The following is a 15,876-nucleotide window of genomic DNA, read 5'->3' as shown; positions in this document are numbered from 1 at the left end:
ATCAATTTATAGTGTCGGTTAGGTATTTGTTAAGTTTTGATATCAGCTTGTCCTTGTCGCTGGGGCGTGGGGCATCGGTGTCTGTTATCGTTCCAGTTTTGTCAATGATCACATATCGAGGCATAGCAATTGAGGTGTTTTCATTGCCTTTTACTGCTTTGCGATACATGCGGGCATAGTCTAACTGATTTAAAAATACATGCGAGCCTTCTATATCCAGTTTTTGCAACTGCTGTTTCCACACTAGCTTATGCCCGCCTGATACGTAGAAGTATGCGATATCTGTACGGTTTTTAAAAGCTGATTTGAGCGGCTTGGTAAAGTTTCTAAACTCATCAAGGCATGGCCCGCAGGTGGTGCCCCAAAAATCTACATACACTACTTTGCCCTTAAAATGTGCCTGGTGTATGGCTGTTAGGGAGGTGTCGCTTGCGGATAGATCCAGCAAACGCACATTGGCATTGCCCGAAAATGCCGTCCAGGAATACACCTTCAGGCTTATTGAAAGTAATAGCAGCAGTGTAACAATCCCTGATGTTTTTAGCAAGGACCCACTTCGCTGTCTTCCGTGTCGCACAAAAAAGAAAATGCTCAGGCACAATAATATCACTCCGCCGAAACTCTTCAAATACATGCTTGCCATCAGCGTTTTATTGGCATCGAGGATGTTATCCAGGATGTCGCCTTTCTCGGCCTTAGACAGGTTGTATTGGTTATGCACCGTTACTATCATCTCGTCATGAACTTCGCGGGTCCAGTCAATATAATGCTTCGGTATATCCATTACCAGCAAGGGGATGGCAGCCAGCAATAAGGCAGCCAGCCAAAATGATACGGACCTTATCATTTGCTTGCGTTTAAAATTTCTGTAAGGCCTGTTGTATTACTCACTATGCCGTTAAACAGCAATTCCATGTCTACTTTGGTGTAGTCGACATTAGTATTTTGAGTTATGGCATGCAGGCCGTTAAGGTTTTCTTCGGCATAGATGTAGTTAGTAGCGTTTGATGGCAGTACGCTAAAGTTTAGCTTATCGGCAATATTATCAATACTATGCGCCACCGCTATTTGCTGGTTATGCAGTATGAGTACGCTATCTATCAGATTATCCAGATCGCGCACCTGGTGGGTTGATATGATCATGCAGCGATCATCCGTCAGCGCCGACGCAGTAACTTTCCTGAATTGGGATTTTGATGGGATATCTAAACCATTGGTAGGCTCGTCCATAATTAGCAGTGATGTGTTGGCTGCTAATCCGAATGCTATAAGCGCCTTCTTTTGTTGCCCGTATGATAATTTGGTTAACGCCCTGTCTGTTGGTACGTCAAAGTCGCTTAATAGCTGATTAAACTGCCTGCGGTCAAATTTAGGATAAAAATGCGCGGTGCTTTTGGCAAACTGTGCAGCAGTGATTGATGGCAGGTAAACCTCTTCGGGAACAAAAAATAACTCTTGTAAAAAGGAGGGCAGGCGCTCGGAAGCGCTCACGCCGTTTACCGTGCAGGTGCCCGACCACGGGAAAGCCAGCCCCGCAATGTTTTTTAGCAATGTAGACTTGCCGGCGCCGTTTATACCCAACAGGCCGTAAATATGTCCGGGTTTTAATGATAGGCTTAAGTTGTTAAACAATTTCTGCTTGCCGTATCCAAAAGTTAATTGAGCTATTTCTATCATTGGTTTAGTGTATTAGTTAAATAGTACACTACAAATGTAGGCAAGTAAATTACATTTCCAAATTATTTGTTAAAAAAATCTAATTACGCAAAAAAGGCAGCACGTTTATGCTGCCTTCCCGTTTTTTCTTAGGTAGTTTAGATGTAGGGACGTTATAGTTGCAAAGATTTTAAGTAGGAGTTAGCATACTCGCCCCAGTTTTTCATGGCCGATTTCAATTTGTCCTGAAACTGCTTTTTGGTAAGCGGCTTGCCTTTTTTGGGTGCAGCGATGGCATTGGCAGGCAAGGCGGTATCGGTAACCTTGGTGGCTAACCACGACACATTTTCGTGCGGTAGGGCCACCTGGAGTATCATGCCTGGCAGGCCGCTGAACGACTCTGGTCCGCCGGATACGGGGATCTGGTCGGTATAAAAGGCGACTACGTAAATTGAATCGAGTATTAACCCGTTTGCGCGGCGGCATGTGTAGCCCAATATCTCGCGGGTTTCGCCGGTAACTTTCCATTTGATCTTAGCGGTACTGTCTGACACCAGGAACTGCTCCTCGAAAACCTTTTTCTGGCTCAGGCGGGTGCTTGTAGCAATGTCAGTATACGTAGTATTTAACTGATCGGCCATGGGTGTATCAAAATAATAATCGCGGCGCTCTTCCTCTTCAATCGGCGTAAACAGCGTTTTGTTATCGCTAAATTTTAAGGTGCTTTTTACCACCTTTATCTGCCCATGCGTTTTTTTATAGCTCTCCAGCGCTGCCTTGGCCCAGCTATTTTCGTCGTTGGCTTTTACCTCGCGCTGTAGTAAGGCATACATGTTTATATTTTTGTCGTACTCGATAGTACCACTCTTTACAAACCTCGTTTGGGCCATGCTGGTGTCTGTAAACAGCATCAGCGTAAAGGCTATATATATAATCTTTTTCATCCTCATTTAATTTATTTAGCTGCCGCAGTTGCGCCGCCCATGTGGTTAAAATCCCAGGTAACGGTAAACATAAAGTAGCGTTGTATGGTGGTATAAGTATTTTGGGTGATCATGTTACCATAAGCGTTCCGGTTAAAGCCTACGTTTTGATTTAGCAAATCGTTACCGGAAACCATGAGCTTAAGCGCGTTGGCCTTAAAGAACGATTTGCTGATGTTGGCATTAACTATTGTACGGCGCAGATCGCTGCCAAAGGTAGCAGTAGGCGCAGTATAGGTATAATCTACGTCGCCTGATAATTTAAATTTAAACGGCAAATAAACAGATGCCCCACCCGAGGTGCTAAAGCCGCGCCCGTTGCTATTGCCAAACATTTGCAGCGTCGACTTACTGATGCTATAGCTTGGTCCGGCGTTAACCCAAAAATCAAATTTGTCTTTAACATATTTATTCAAACTAAGCTGGACACTGTAATTGGCGTTTGAGCCCTTGTTTAAGACATTGTTATTGTATGAGTAGCTGTTGCTGGCGTTACCATTAACGTTTAATCCGGCCGACAGGTCCCAAAAACCTATTTTGCGGCCATATGATCCCCAGAAATTGTAGCCGTTAGGTGTTTTGTCACTTAAATTAACATACCGTGTAATACTTTTGCCGGCCGCGTCAGTTTCAGAGCTATTGATGATTTGGTTGCTGGTAAAGTTATAGCTTACACTGAAATTGATATACTGGTCTGAAAGTACCTTATAATCATAAAAACTGATACTGAACCGGTTGCTGAACGATGGTGTTAGGCTTTGGTTACCCAAAAAGATATTCAGCGGATCGGTATTTACCCTAACAGGCTGTATCTGGTCAATAGAGGGCTGCTGTGTATTGCCCCAGTATGATGCATATAACGACCGCTGCTGGCTAAAGTTGTACGAGTAGTTTGCATTAGGGTTCCAGTTAAGAAAATGCCTTTTAAAGGTGTTGCCTGTAAACTCGTTGATCTGTTTAAATGACACGTCGGACACCCGGTTACCTATATTAAATGATTGTTTGATTCCCTTAAAATTAAGAGACAGCCCAACCAGGTTGGAAAGTTGGTTAAGCGTAAAAAAATTACTAAAGGCGGTATCAAGTACGGTGTAACTTGCCCCCGTATTATTAAATGATCGCTTGTCGGCGCTGCCGTTATTGGTGTTAATGCTGTAGTTAAGCATTAAGGATAGCTTTTTGGAAAGCGGCTCTGTGTAAGCAATGTTTGAGCTGAATACATTGTTTTTTATCGCATCAGATTTTAGCTGGTCAATACGCACAAGGCTGTCTATGGCCCCTGTTTTTGTGTTGTAGTAGGTTGCTGCAGATTTCAGAAAACCCTCGCTTTTTTCATCATTAATACTTGTGTTAAAAGTTGCAGAAATTGTACGGCCCTTTTTTTGAAATTTATGCGTGTAAGCCAGGCTTGCGTTAAACAAACGGCTTTGCTCATCATTGTTAATTGTGCGCGTACTGGCATTAAGCAAAGTATCATTACCTGCCGGTCCGCGACGGCCAATTCTAGAGAAATCAGTACTTGTTTTAGCGTTTTTAAAGGTGCCATCGGCAAATATTTTTAATGTCGATGCCGTATCCAGCTTTATCGTGTAATTAAGATCGAGCTTGTGCCTAAAAATGGAATTTTTGAAAGATTGATTTTCATTCGTGTTAATTTGGCCGCCGGGCAGGTTATTTTGTGTTAAGTTATTGCTTGTTCCGTTAACGTCTAACCGGCCTATTTTGTAATTGGTGTTCAGCGATTGTTTATCACCGTTCCACTTAGTATCGTAATGCAAACCGCCATTATAGGCTTTTGGAATACCTCGCCCGTCATAGCTGCCGTTAAAAGAGTCAAGGCCGCTGTTGTCGCCACTAAAAAACATGTTGATGCCGCCGTTGTCATCTACCTGAACGTTGCTTTCGCCATATTTTTGCCGGTCTTGCCAACCCAAGCCAATTTTGCCGGTGTTACTGGCTATGCCATAGGCCGAAAACTTTTGTTTTGCAGTAAAGCTATTGAACATGCCTTGGCCCTGGTAAAAGTCGCGGGTGCCTGTGCCGGCTTCAACCTTACCAAAGTAGCCGGTTTTTTTATCCTCTTTGAGCTTGATGTTAAGCGTCTTGGTTTTTTGCCCGTCGTCTATGCCTGTAAAGGTGGCCTGATCGCTTTTTTTGTCATACAGCTGTACCTTGTCAACCATGTCAGCACGCAGGTTTTTGGTAACCAGGGTAGGGTCATCGCCAAAAAACTCCTCGCCATCAACCAATACTTTTTCAATGGTTTTGCCCTGCGCGGTAATCTTACCATCCTTGTCCACCTCGATGCCGGGGAACTGTTTAATTAGGTCCTCCACGCGGTCATTAGGTTGTATAACATAGGCTTTAGCATTAAATTCGGTGGTGTCTCCTTTAATTTTTATGGGGATAGCACGCGCTTTAACAATAACGTCCTGTAGCAGGCGGGCTTTTAAGGTCATGCCAACTTTGCCAAAATCGTGCACTGGGCTTTTATCATCAAGTGTAATATCTTCAGAATAGTCGGCATAGCCGGGGTAACTCATCACTGCAATAAATTTACCGTGGCTTAGATTTTTTATAGCGAAAGATCCGTCGGCACCGGCGCGGGTAAACTTTTGTAATACCGAGTCTTTAGCACTGATCACCATGATAGAAGTATTAAAAAGGCTCTTCTTTTCGGCAGTATCTACCGCGAGCCCTTTAATACTATAGCTGTCTTGCGCGTAGCCGTTAACAGCAAAAAGCATCAGCAGCGCGAGCGTAATAATTGTGGGTTTCATTATGAGGTTTTAGATAGGGCTAAAGGTAAAACTAAAAAGTTAGTGGATTTTGAAATTTAACATCTGTTAACGTTTTTTAACACTTAAAGGGCAGCAGTTAGATGACCGGTTAAGCAGAAAGTTACACGAGCGGATCAGTACTATTGAACATTGAATATTGTTGCCTGCGCGATGATTTTATATATTTATACCATGTTTGAAGACATCGCACTAAATAATAATACAGCCATACACAACTTTGAAATATTTGTTGATGGCCACCGGGCCTTTATTGATTACAAGATAAAGGAAGATAAATACTACCTGGTACACACCGAAGTGCCACCGGTGCTGGAGGGCCGCGGGGTGGCTGCCGCGCTGGTTGAAAAAACTTTTAAATATCTGGAGGCAAACGGCTTTAAAATGCTGCCTTACTGCACTTACATTCAAGCTTATTTGAAACGCCACGCGGAGTGGGAGCGATTGAGGGCATAAAATAACAAAGTCGGATCATTGTAGACCCGGCTTTGTTATTTTTGGATATTTAGCTGATAGCTACTTCTTCATCAAATCTACAACCCCGTCAACATATCTTGGGGTAGCGCCGCGTTTGCTGGCTACGTAGGCCCCAACGGCGCAGGCACGCTCTAAAGTTTGTTGCATAGGTGTTTTGTTAAGCAGACCAATAATAAAGGTGGCAAGGAAAGAGTCGCCGGCACCTACGGTGTCTACAACATCTACCGTAAAGCCCGGGTGTTCAAAAAATTCGTGGTCATGCCAAACCATGGCGCCATTATCGCCACGGGTTACACAAATGGTTTGCGCGTGGTATTTGCTTCTAAACTCGTTTATTTTATCTTTCAGGTCGCCTTTTTTGCTGGTGATAAGCAGGTCGGCCTCTTCTTCGTTCATCTTTACTACATCGGCTACGGCTGCAAGGTTTTGTATGGTTTGCAGTGTATAATGTGGATGGCGTAAGTTTACATCAAAGACTTTAAGTGCTTTGGTTTCGCCCAATAAATTTAGTAAAGTATTGCGGCTGGTAGCTTCGCGGGCGGTTAAACTGCCAAACACCACAGCAGTAGCGGCTTTAGCACATTTGTTAAGCGCCGGCGTAGTTTTTATGCCGTCCCAAGATACAGGTTGTGGTATAATGTATGTTGCCTGTTGTTTCTCATCAAGTTGCACGGTAACCTCGCATGTTGGCAGGGTCTTGTCGCGTTGCACTAGGTCTGTGCTAAGGCCGTTATCTTGTAAAAAGTCGACCATCTCGTCGCCTGATGCATCCGTACCCAGGCTGCTTGCAAAAGTAACCCCGGCGCCTTGCTGAGCCAGGTGGAAAGCCACGTTCATGGTAGCGCCGCCGGCAACTTTCTGCTCGCCAAAAGCATCCCATAAAACCTCACCAAAACAAAGTATATTTTTTTTCATAAGATCGATCCGTTTCGGATGGCAAAGCTATGATGTTTTTTTAGAATAGTATATTAACTTAATGTTATGACAATGCCAATAAAGCTTACCATGGCTTGCCCCTATGCGCCCCTTAATAGTCCCTTTTACGATCGCGACAAATAAAAACCCGGCGCCATGGCAACCGGGTTCAATTTTAAAGGTAATGTTTGTTGTGATATTAGGATGCTTAAACCGCCTGATTATTTAAGCATTAATACTGTGTTTACTACGTGAATAACGCCATTGCTTTGATTTACATCAGCAATAGTAATCCATGATTTTCCCCCTTTTTCGTCAACCAGGTAAAGTTTGCTGCCATCTGCTTTAATCCAAAGCTTACCACCCTGTACGGTAGTCAATTCAGTTTTGCCGGCTTTTACTTTAGCCAACAGATCAGCAGAACTCATTTTACCTGCAACAACATGGTAGGTTAATATCTTGGTTAGCGTTGCTTTATTTTCTGGTTTTACCAGTGTTTCTACAGTTCCTTTTGGCAACTTTCCAAATGCCTTATTAGTAGGCGCAAAAACAGTAAACGGCCCTGCCGAAGACAATGTTTCTACAAGTCCGGCTGCTTTAACAGCAGCTACCAGCGTAGTATGGTCTTTTGAATTTACAGCGTTTTCTACAATGTTTTTTGTTGGGTACATAGCCGCGCCGCCAACCATTTTAGTTTGTGCATAAAGGTTAGACGTTGTTGCAATAGCTACTAAGGCAAGCGTCCAGGTGATGATTTTTTTCATGTTTTTGATATTTACAGAGAGGTACGCTCAATTGGCCATTTGCGGTTTTATAGTAGTTATAGCTGGCGGTGATAACTACATAAATCGTTGATTGTTAAACCACGTATATGCAGCCTGTTCCCGTATGTGGCTTGTCAGAGGCAAATAAAAAAACCCGGCGCTGCAGGCAACCGGGTTTCCCCTGTTAAAGGGTAACGTTATTTGTAGTTACGGTTACCGAATCTGCTAACGAACACAGCAATCCGCTTACCGCATAACCACAAATTTGTTTGGGTTAAATACGTTTGCCACGTTACGCTAATAATTTTAAGATGGTTGCCCCAGGTGTTACTCCGGACAAGCTTGGGAGACCGCCATTCTTAAAACTAGCGCCTTATGTGGCGTTGTTATATAAATACGTTTCAAGTAAGTGCTTGGTTTTAAACAGTTATATCCTACTTAGTCCTGTTAGGAATATTTAGAAGAACAGCTCGGCCGCAATATGGTCGGCGTATAGTTTGCCGGTTTTGGTAAGGTAAAATTTGTTATCAAGCTGACTGATCCAGCCACGCTCGAGGAAGCTTTGTGCTTCTTTATTCAACATTGCCGCGGTGCCGCCGGCTATGCCGTTCAAATGATCAAGGTCAAGCCCCCAGCTAGTGCGTAAGGACGTCATGATGTATTCGTTCAGGCGGTTCGTCTCCGTCAGTTCTTCTACCTCGGCCGGGAGTGTGCCGGCATAAATCTGCTGGATATATTTGGCATTGTTAGCTATATTCCACTGCCTGTTGGTACCGTTAAACGAATGTGCCGATGGCCCGATGCCTATATAACTTATCCCGCGCCAATAGTTTGAATTGTGACGGCTGTAATACCCCGGTTTACAAAAGTTAGAAATTTCGTAATGCTCAAAGCCTTTGCTTTGCATGGCATCCATTAGCATTAAAAATTGCTCAGAGCTTTGCTGCTCATTCATGGAAGGTTGTTTTTTACTGCGGATAAAGGACGCGAGGGCTGTCTGCGGCTCAACGGTCATGGAATACGCTGATACGTGTGGCACATTCAGTTCAAAAACGTTGTCAAGATTGTATTTCCATTTTTGGTCTGTCAATAAGGGATAACCATAGATCAGGTCAACGGTGATGTTTTCAAAGCCGTTATCCTGCGCGCGCTTTACCGATGCTTCGGCATCCTGGCTGCGGTGCGCGCGGTTCATCCATTGCAGGTCATCGTCAAAAAAAGACTGTATGCCAATGCTAAAACGATTAACGGCAGTTTGACGCAGATCATGCAGTTTGGCTTTGTCCAAATCATCCGGATTGGCTTCGAGGGTAATCTCGGCGTCAGCGGTAACAGTATGTAAGCCGGTGATGGTATCCAGTAACAGGTTGATATCTGCGGCAGCTAAAACCGATGGTGTGCCACCACCAAAGTATATGGTGCTAATAGTTTGGCCCTGCAGGTAGTTTTTTTGCAGTTGGATCTCTTTAACCAACGCCTGCAGTAAATCGTCCTTATATTTTAAGGAAGTTGTGAAATGAAAATCGCAATAATGGCAAGCCTGTTTGCAAAAGGGAATGTGGATGTAGATGCCGACCATGACGCAAAGGTAGTACAAAGTGAAGATATGCGGATAAGTGAAAATGCGAATAAAATCCTGATTTTAATTTGCTTTAAACGTTTAAAGTGATAAATTTGATCAACCAATTATTAAAAGCGTTTCATGAAAAAAGTAGGCCTCAAGGATATTGCTGAGCACGTTGGTGTGTCTATTGCCCTGGTGTCTTACGTTTTAAACGGGCAAGCGGAGCAGAAACAAGTGAGTAAAGACAATGCCGCAAAGATCAAGAAAGCGGCCGAAGAGTTGAACTATCGTCCTAACCAAATTGCCAAAAGCCTTAAGATGCTTAAAACCAATACTATTGGTTTGGTGGTGGCCGATATTAATTATCGATTTAGTACCGGCATTACCCGCGCTATTGAAGCCGAAGCAAAAAAGGAAAACTACACCGTGCTGTTTGGTAGCTCAAATGAAAATGACGACACTTTCGAAGAGCTGGTTAACGCGCTTGTTAACAGGCAGGTGGATGGTTTAATATTGGTGCCTACAGAAAAATCGCAGCAGCAAATAAAGATGCTGCAAAAGTGGGGTGTGCCTTTTGTGTTGTTAGACAGATATTTCCCGGAGGTGCCGGTCAATCACATCGCTCTAAACAATTATAAAGCCGCTTATGATGGTACCACACACCTCATTAAACAAGGACATCAGCATATCGCTTTTTTCAATTATCAAACCAGCTTTTATCACTTACAGCAGCGTAACCAGGGTTACCTGGATGCGCTTAAAGATCATGATCTAGGTTTTAAAAAGCATTGGCTGCAAGAGGTTGACAGCGCTGATAGGGTACAGGATATTCAACACGGGTTAGACATCATTCTTAACCATACTGAACCCTGCGATGCCGCATTTTTTGCTACTGATACTCTTACCATTAATGGCTTAAAATACTTGAACAAATTGGGAGTACAAGTACCGTCGCAACTATCGGTAATGAGTTTTGATGAGTCGGAAGCCTTTGATCTTTTTTATTCACCTATAACCCATTTACGTCAACCTTTAGAGGCAATGGGGCAGGCGGCAGTTAATAAGTTAATGGAGCAGATAGATCATCATAAGACAAATATTGAAGTCAAAGACGCAACACATTGCATTTCTGAGCTTGTAGTTGGTCGCTCATGTAGAGAATGATTTTTGAAGTGCATTTCGTATTAATAGATAGCTAGATAAAACCACCATAAACCAAAAATTAGAAGAAATGAAACCAACCAAATCAAGGTCAAACGTCTTGCTCATTTCCATTGTAGCCGCTACGGGCGGGTTGCTGTTCGGATTTGATACCGGCGTCATATCGGGCGCCTTGCCCTTTATGAAAGAGTATTGGAAACTAAGCGATGCCAGCCTGGAGTGGGTAACCACTACCGTGTTGCTGGGCGCGGTACTAGGCGCTATAGCCAGCGGCAAACTGTCAGACTATTTGGGCCGCAAAAAAATGATCATCATCAACGCTGTCATATTTGCCATTGGCGCGGTAGGCTGTACCTATGCCAACAGCATTGTGTTTTTAATGTGGATGCGGGTTGTTATCGGCATCGCTATTGGTATTACCTCGTTTGTGGTGCCTATGTACATTGCCGAGATTGCGCCCACGCGCCGCCGGGGCGCCATGGTTACGCTCAATCAGCTGATGATAACTATCGGGATCCTCGTGTCGTACATTACGGACTATTGGCTGGGCAATGATGCCGACCTTGAATCATGGCGCTGGATGTTTTTTGTGGGATTATTCCCCGCACTTATTTTGCTCGTCGGTATGTTCTTTTTACCCGAAACACCGCGCTGGCTTATTAGTAAAAACCGCTGGGCGGAGGGCGAAGCTGTGCTGAATAGAGTCGAAGATCCTGATCTCATAGCCCAAACGCTGTCGGACCTTAAACGCGACATTGAGCTTACCGAACAGAACCAAACCGGCAGTGCCGAAATACTAAAACCATGGCTGCGCCCTGCGTTGATCATCACCATTGGTATCTTCTTTTTTCAGCAATTTTCTGGCGTAAATACTATCATTTATTACTCGCCAATCATATTTAAAATGGCGGGCATTGTTAGCAACACAGCATCTATCGTTCCGGCTATTATCATCGGCACGGTTAACGTGCTGGCCTGCTTTGTGTCGGTTATTTTGTTAGATAAAGTTGGCCGACGTAAGTTATATATGATCGGTATTTGGGGCATGATCCCCTCGTTGGCTATGTTAGGTGCATGCTTTTACTTTAAAGAGGCGCTGGGTGCAAGCTTGCCTGTCTTTGCTGTGTTAAGCATTGTTTGCTACATCATTTTTATTGCCATTAGCCTGGCGCCTTTGGGCTGGTTACTTATATCAGAGGTGTTCCCGCTAAATGTCAGGGGTGTGGGCATGAGTATTGGCTCGTTGGCGCACTGGGGTTTTAACGCCATTATTGCGTTCACATTCTTTAAACTGGTAAACAACTTTGGCGTGTCGGCAACCTTCTTTTTATACTCAGGTATTTGCTTTTTGGGGATGCTGTGGGGACGGCATTATATCCCCGAAACCAAAGGCAAATCGCTGGAAGAGATTGAAGAACACTGGCGCAAAGGCGGCAGCCCACGAGACTTATAATAAGCAACAAATATGTTATTAGGATTTGATATAGGCGGCACAAAATGCGCCGTAATAATTGGCCGGTCGGAGGGTGACGGCCCGATGGAAATCATCGACAAGGTAGCCATGCCCACCACACAACCGCCCTATGATATGATTGAGCAGCTATTTGCCGCTGCCGAAAATTTGCTTGCCAAAAACAACTTAAAGAACGCTGATCTGAAGGGCATTGGCATAAGTTGCGGTGGTCCGCTTAGCAGTAAGAAGGGCCTGGTATTATCGCCGCCTAATTTGCCAGGGTGGGATAACATCCCCATTGTACAGATGACCGAAGAGCGCTTTGGCCGCCCTGCGCTTTTGCAAAACGATGCCAATGCCTGCGCTGTTGCCGAGTGGAAATACGGAGCCGGCAGAGGCTGTGAAAATGTGATCTTTTTAACCTTTGGTACCGGTATGGGAGCGGGCTTGATATTAAACGGGCAACTCTACTCGGGTACATCAGATTTCGCCGGCGAGGTGGGGCACCTGCGCTTGTCAGACATGGGGCCGGTAGGGTTTGGTAAAGCCGGGTCATTTGAGGGGTGGGCTAGTGGTGGCGGCATAGCGCAACTAGCGCAAATTATGGTGCGCGAGCGGTTGCAGGTGGGTGAAAAGGTATCGTTTTGCGGTAGTCTGGATGATTTGCCAAAACTTACCGCCAAAATAGTAGCCGAAGCTGCCCACAGGGGCGATGACCTGGCGATAAGCATTTATAACACCTGCGCCGAATACCTCGGCCGAGGCCTTTCATTACTGATAGATATCCTAAATCCTGAAGTTATTATCATGGGCAGCATTTACGGCAGGGCAAAATCGTTATTAGATACCCGCATGATGCAGGTGATTGAGCGCGAGGCCTACATTGGCGCGCGCCAGGTCTGCAGGATCGTCCCCGCCGGTTTGGGCGAAAATATAGGCGATATAGCCGCGCTCAGCTTAGCGGCAATGAGCCGGAGCCAGCGTTAACAGTTAATCAGTTAAAACAACAACCTTCATTATAAACATGAAAAAGATAGTAGCTCAATACACTTTAGCAATATTGACAGCTGTGGCCAGCCTGCCTTATACGGCTTACGCTCAAAAGCAAAAGCCTGTGCAACTTTTGTTAAATGCTTCGCCCTGGCGTTTTGCCGGTGGTATTGCATTAAGCACATTGTCATCACAAAAAACAAGCGCCACCTTTACGGCGCCGTTTGATAGCAGCAGCTTTACCATAAAAATGAGGGTTAATTTAAAAGCAGTAACCGCAGCTACAAATCTTCTTACTATCCCGGGAGTGCTTAATCTTACCACATTTCAGCATGACCCAAAGGATAAGAAACGTCAAAACTATCCCGCTTATGCAATGGCTGATGGTTCTGTGCCGGTACTGGAAGCAGCGCTTAAACTTTATCCTCCTACCGAGCCTAAGGGCCACGATATGCCGATAGGCATCCCATTAGCCATGTTGGCAAAACCTAGCGGGCAGCATGACGTTGTGCTCCATTTCTCGGGCGTCAGGTGGACTTTGTATGTAGACAATGAGTTATTGGATAACGATTTTGCTTTAGGCTACCCAAAGTGGGGGAAACAAAGCAGCTGGGAGATCAATCCCTCATTGGTTTCCGGCGCCGAGATTATCTTCCCCGGCATTGAACCTCAAAGAGTCGTTTTAAGCAGACCCCGCACGGCTAACGAAATTCAGTATTGGACACCACAAGGCCACAACAGCTGGGTAGGCGATGTCGCGACGTTTTATCATCAGGGGCGCTATCACGTGTTTTATCTGTTTGACCGCCGTGGCCATGCCAGCAAATTTGGCAAGGGAGGGCACTATTTTGAGCACCTGTCAACAACAGACTTTAAAACCTGGACAGAGCATGACGCTGCCACACCAATAGAGGCACAATGGGAAACGATGGGCACGGGTACACCGTTTATTTTCGATAATAAACTGAGTATCAGCTACGGGTTACATACTACGCGCATCTACCCTAAAGAGTTAACTACCTTGCCCTTACAGTGGGATTATTACAATAAAAACGGTTTTACCGGCTCTTTCCGTTATGATACGCTGAAAGGCTATCCCGCAGGGTCTACCTATTCTGTTAGCCAGGATGGCATCAGTAATTTCGAAAAGACAAAGATCTTATTTCACCCTTGCGAAAACCCAAGTGTATATACCGATCCTGAAGGCCGTTTGCGCATGTTGGCTAACTATGGCGCTAAAGGGACTTGGGAGTCAAAATCTATCGTCGGTGGCTGGCGTTCTGTCAATCCAAACTTCCCGCCGGGAGGCGATTGTACCTTCTTCTTCCGCTGGGGGAATTACGATTATGTAATAGGCGGATTTACGGGCTATTGGTCTAAACCGGCCAGCGCGCCCGAAGACCAGTTTGTAAACGGCGTTAAAGCGGGGTTAGATTTTTATAACGGGATGAATGTGCCGGCCGTAACCCAGATAAAAAATGGCCGTTTCGTACTAGCCGGGTGGATCCCTATTGCGGGCTGGGGCGGCTCTTTGGTTATACATGAAATGATCCAGTCTGCCGATGGCAGAATAGGTACTAAATGGATGGAAGAGATCATTCCGGCTACCCAAAAAGCAAGATCATTAGCTACTCAAATAAAGCAAACCTCCACGTTTAGCACAGGGTCGTCGTCTTTCCTGCTTAGCTTTGATGTTGAACCCGGTACGGACGTTCAAGGAAAACTCGGCGCGTTGCTTTTTGGGAAAGATGGTGATAATCAGGCTTGCGAGGTGCAGGTTAGCCCGAGGGCAAATAAAGCCCAATACGGTAGAGGGCAGCTTGATGCTTTCTCAAGATCAGAGAAGTCGTTGCGCGAGGGTGGTTCGCCAAGTGGGGCGCGTAATTACGCTATTGAAAATTTGAAGGGCACCGATAAACCTTTCAAAGTGCGCATCATTGTAAAGTACAGCGCTAAATTCGGTGGCTCGCAGGTAGACACCGAGATTGCCGGACAGCGCACCATGATCGCTTTTCGCCCGGATTTAAAAGTAGAAAAGCTGCTTTTTAGATCGGAAGGCACTGGAATTAAAAATGTTAAAATAGCGGCGCTTAAAAATTAAGAAGGCATAGCTGGCCGTATATACATGTGATAAATAATTAACCCAATCGTAATTTAACTTTTGCCAAAATAGATTAGTTTTATCGGCATGAAAGTAAGGGCTCAAATAGTTTGTTTTGCTGTCGCGATGTGTTCGTCGGTTAGTGCATTTGGTCAGGCGCGGTACACCCATTCGCATAATGATTATGCTAACAATAGCCCGTTTTACAAGGCGCTGGCTAATGGCTATAATTCTATTGAGGCTGATATATTTTTGGTAGATGGCGAGTTGCTGGTATCGCACAGCAGCAAGCAACTGTTTAAAGAACGTTCGTTGAAGGGTATGTACCTCGACCCCATTTTGTACGCTCTTAAACGAGACACCCTGCGTCAGCTATGTTTATTGGTAGATATCAAAGACGATTATAACAAAACCCTTCCCAAGCTTGAAAAAGCACTAAATGATCTGGAGCCTTACCTGATGACGAGGGATAACCTGAAAGGACGGCTAAAGATCCTGATCAGCGGTAACCGACCGCAGGGTGCCAATTTCTATAAGTACGCATCGATGTTTTGGTTTGATGATGACCTAATGTATCCCCATGATCCCGCGCAATGGGCACGGATAGGGCAGGTGAGCCTTAACTTTGAAAAATGGTCGGCGTGGAAAGGAGTGGGTGCAATTCCGGATGCCGATTACAAAAGGCTAAAGAAAACGGTAGACAGCGTCCATGTAAACACCGGTAAACTGGTAAGATTTTGGGGTGCACCTGATACGCAGGAGGCATGGGATGCGCAAGTAACCTTCGGCGCAGATATCATCGGCACCGACAAGATTGAGCAATTAGCAGATTATCTTTCAAAAAAATCATTACGCAAGCCTGCTACCGCGGCCATCCCCAATAAAGAAACACGGTAAGCAACGTATTTTTGGCCCATCTGCCTAAAACCTGAAAAATTAGGATATTTTTGCAAAGATAACCCACGAAAGTGTATGCGCCGTGCTATTTTTTGTTTCCTTCTGCTGATAAATTGC

At 44.9% G+C, this 15,876-nt stretch carries 13 protein-coding genes; 6 read left to right on the top strand and 7 right to left on the bottom strand.

Features of this window, described 5'->3' with window-relative positions; all coding sequences use genetic code 11:
* Position 1: 1 nt before the first annotated feature.
* The 4 genes from ACFSYC_RS08745 to ACFSYC_RS08730 all read right to left on the bottom strand — a co-directional run bounded on the left by ACFSYC_RS08745 (position 2) and on the right by ACFSYC_RS08730 (position 5,419).
* Entirely contained in the window at positions 2 to 847 is an 846-nt protein-coding gene (locus tag ACFSYC_RS08745; protein WP_377125854.1) for a TlpA family protein disulfide reductase, read from the bottom strand.
* Positions 844 to 1,677 carry an ABC transporter ATP-binding protein gene (locus ACFSYC_RS08740; protein ID WP_377125851.1) on the bottom strand — a complete coding sequence of 278 codons (834 nt, stop codon included), beginning with the start codon at positions 1,675 to 1,677 and terminating at the stop codon, positions 844 to 846. Before ACFSYC_RS08740 ends, ACFSYC_RS08745 begins: the two co-directional genes overlap by 4 nt.
* Before the next feature lie 152 nt (positions 1,678 to 1,829).
* Positions 1,830 to 2,600 carry a GLPGLI family protein gene (locus ACFSYC_RS08735; RefSeq protein WP_377125848.1) on the bottom strand — a complete coding sequence of 257 codons (771 nt, stop codon included), beginning with the start codon at positions 2,598 to 2,600 and terminating at the stop codon, positions 1,830 to 1,832.
* Between the two features lie 11 nt (positions 2,601 to 2,611).
* A complete protein-coding gene (locus tag ACFSYC_RS08730; protein WP_377125846.1) occupies positions 2,612 to 5,419 on the bottom strand; it encodes an outer membrane beta-barrel family protein in 2,808 nt (935 codons plus the stop codon).
* A 192-nt stretch (positions 5,420 to 5,611) separates the two neighbouring features.
* Between ACFSYC_RS08730 and ACFSYC_RS08725 the strand changes: the two genes are divergently transcribed.
* Positions 5,612 to 5,893, top strand: coding sequence for a GNAT family N-acetyltransferase (locus ACFSYC_RS08725; RefSeq protein ID WP_377125843.1), 282 nt, complete (start codon positions 5,612 to 5,614; stop codon positions 5,891 to 5,893).
* A gap of 60 nt (positions 5,894 to 5,953) precedes the next feature.
* On the opposite strand, the gene ACFSYC_RS08720 is transcribed toward ACFSYC_RS08725, so the two are convergent.
* The 3 genes from ACFSYC_RS08720 to hemW form a co-directional block, all read right to left on the bottom strand.
* Complete coding sequence (locus ACFSYC_RS08720; protein ID WP_377125840.1) at positions 5,954 to 6,829, bottom strand: carbohydrate kinase family protein; 876 nt, start codon at positions 6,827 to 6,829, stop codon at positions 5,954 to 5,956.
* A gap of 221 nt (positions 6,830 to 7,050) precedes the next feature.
* A complete protein-coding gene (locus tag ACFSYC_RS08715; protein ID WP_377125837.1) occupies positions 7,051 to 7,593 on the bottom strand; it encodes a fasciclin domain-containing protein in 543 nt (180 codons plus the stop codon).
* 457 nt (positions 7,594 to 8,050) lie between these two features.
* Entirely contained in the window at positions 8,051 to 9,172 is a 1,122-nt protein-coding gene (gene hemW / locus ACFSYC_RS08710; protein WP_377125834.1) for a radical SAM family heme chaperone HemW, read from the bottom strand.
* Between the two features lie 123 nt (positions 9,173 to 9,295).
* Here hemW and ACFSYC_RS08705 point away from each other — a divergent pair, with 123 nt between their 5' ends.
* From ACFSYC_RS08705 to ACFSYC_RS08685, 5 genes are all read left to right on the top strand, one after another.
* Positions 9,296 to 10,321 (top strand): LacI family DNA-binding transcriptional regulator, encoded by a 1,026-nt coding sequence (locus ACFSYC_RS08705; RefSeq protein WP_377125831.1) that lies wholly within the window; start codon positions 9,296 to 9,298, stop codon positions 10,319 to 10,321.
* A 67-nt stretch (positions 10,322 to 10,388) separates the two neighbouring features.
* Positions 10,389 to 11,771 (top strand): sugar porter family MFS transporter, encoded by a 1,383-nt coding sequence (locus ACFSYC_RS08700; protein WP_377125828.1) that lies wholly within the window; start codon positions 10,389 to 10,391, stop codon positions 11,769 to 11,771.
* A 12-nt stretch (positions 11,772 to 11,783) separates the two neighbouring features.
* Entirely contained in the window at positions 11,784 to 12,758 is a 975-nt protein-coding gene (locus ACFSYC_RS08695) for an ROK family protein (protein ID WP_377125825.1), read from the top strand.
* 37 nt (positions 12,759 to 12,795) lie between these two features.
* Positions 12,796 to 14,862 (top strand): hypothetical protein, encoded by a 2,067-nt coding sequence (locus ACFSYC_RS08690; protein WP_377125823.1) that lies wholly within the window; start codon positions 12,796 to 12,798, stop codon positions 14,860 to 14,862.
* An 87-nt stretch (positions 14,863 to 14,949) separates the two neighbouring features.
* Positions 14,950 to 15,759 (top strand): hypothetical protein, encoded by an 810-nt coding sequence (locus ACFSYC_RS08685; protein ID WP_377125820.1) that lies wholly within the window; start codon positions 14,950 to 14,952, stop codon positions 15,757 to 15,759.
* Positions 15,760 to 15,876: the final 117 nt, after the last annotated feature.

The sequence above is a fragment of the Mucilaginibacter antarcticus genome (assembly GCF_042686155.1).
GTDB classification, from domain to species: domain Bacteria; phylum Bacteroidota; class Bacteroidia; order Sphingobacteriales; family Sphingobacteriaceae; genus Mucilaginibacter; species Mucilaginibacter antarcticus.
This window is presented reverse-complemented; position numbering and strand designations above follow the sequence as displayed.

Excerpts from the sequence above, each read along its gene's own strand:
- ACFSYC_RS08695 (WP_377125825.1), top strand. The coding sequence starts at position 11,784 with ATGTTATTAGGATTTGATATAGGCGGCACAAAATGCGCCGTAATAATT.
- ACFSYC_RS08730 (WP_377125846.1), bottom strand. The coding sequence starts at position 5,419 with ATGAAACCCACAATTATTACGCTCGCGCTGCTGATGCTTTTTGCTGTT.
- hemW (WP_377125834.1), bottom strand. The coding sequence starts at position 9,172 with ATGGTCGGCATCTACATCCACATTCCCTTTTGCAAACAGGCTTGCCAT.
- ACFSYC_RS08740 (WP_377125851.1), bottom strand. The coding sequence starts at position 1,677 with ATGATAGAAATAGCTCAATTAACTTTTGGATACGGCAAGCAGAAATTG.
- ACFSYC_RS08690 (WP_377125823.1), top strand. The coding sequence starts at position 12,796 with ATGAAAAAGATAGTAGCTCAATACACTTTAGCAATATTGACAGCTGTG.
- ACFSYC_RS08715 (WP_377125837.1), bottom strand. The coding sequence starts at position 7,593 with ATGAAAAAAATCATCACCTGGACGCTTGCCTTAGTAGCTATTGCAACA.
- ACFSYC_RS08720 (WP_377125840.1), bottom strand. The coding sequence starts at position 6,829 with ATGAAAAAAAATATACTTTGTTTTGGTGAGGTTTTATGGGATGCTTTT.
- ACFSYC_RS08700 (WP_377125828.1), top strand. The coding sequence starts at position 10,389 with ATGAAACCAACCAAATCAAGGTCAAACGTCTTGCTCATTTCCATTGTA.
- ACFSYC_RS08705 (WP_377125831.1), top strand. The coding sequence starts at position 9,296 with ATGAAAAAAGTAGGCCTCAAGGATATTGCTGAGCACGTTGGTGTGTCT.
- ACFSYC_RS08685 (WP_377125820.1), top strand. The coding sequence starts at position 14,950 with ATGAAAGTAAGGGCTCAAATAGTTTGTTTTGCTGTCGCGATGTGTTCG.
- ACFSYC_RS08725 (WP_377125843.1), top strand. The coding sequence starts at position 5,612 with ATGTTTGAAGACATCGCACTAAATAATAATACAGCCATACACAACTTT.
- ACFSYC_RS08745 (WP_377125854.1), bottom strand. The coding sequence starts at position 847 with ATGATAAGGTCCGTATCATTTTGGCTGGCTGCCTTATTGCTGGCTGCC.
- ACFSYC_RS08735 (WP_377125848.1), bottom strand. The coding sequence starts at position 2,600 with ATGAAAAAGATTATATATATAGCCTTTACGCTGATGCTGTTTACAGAC.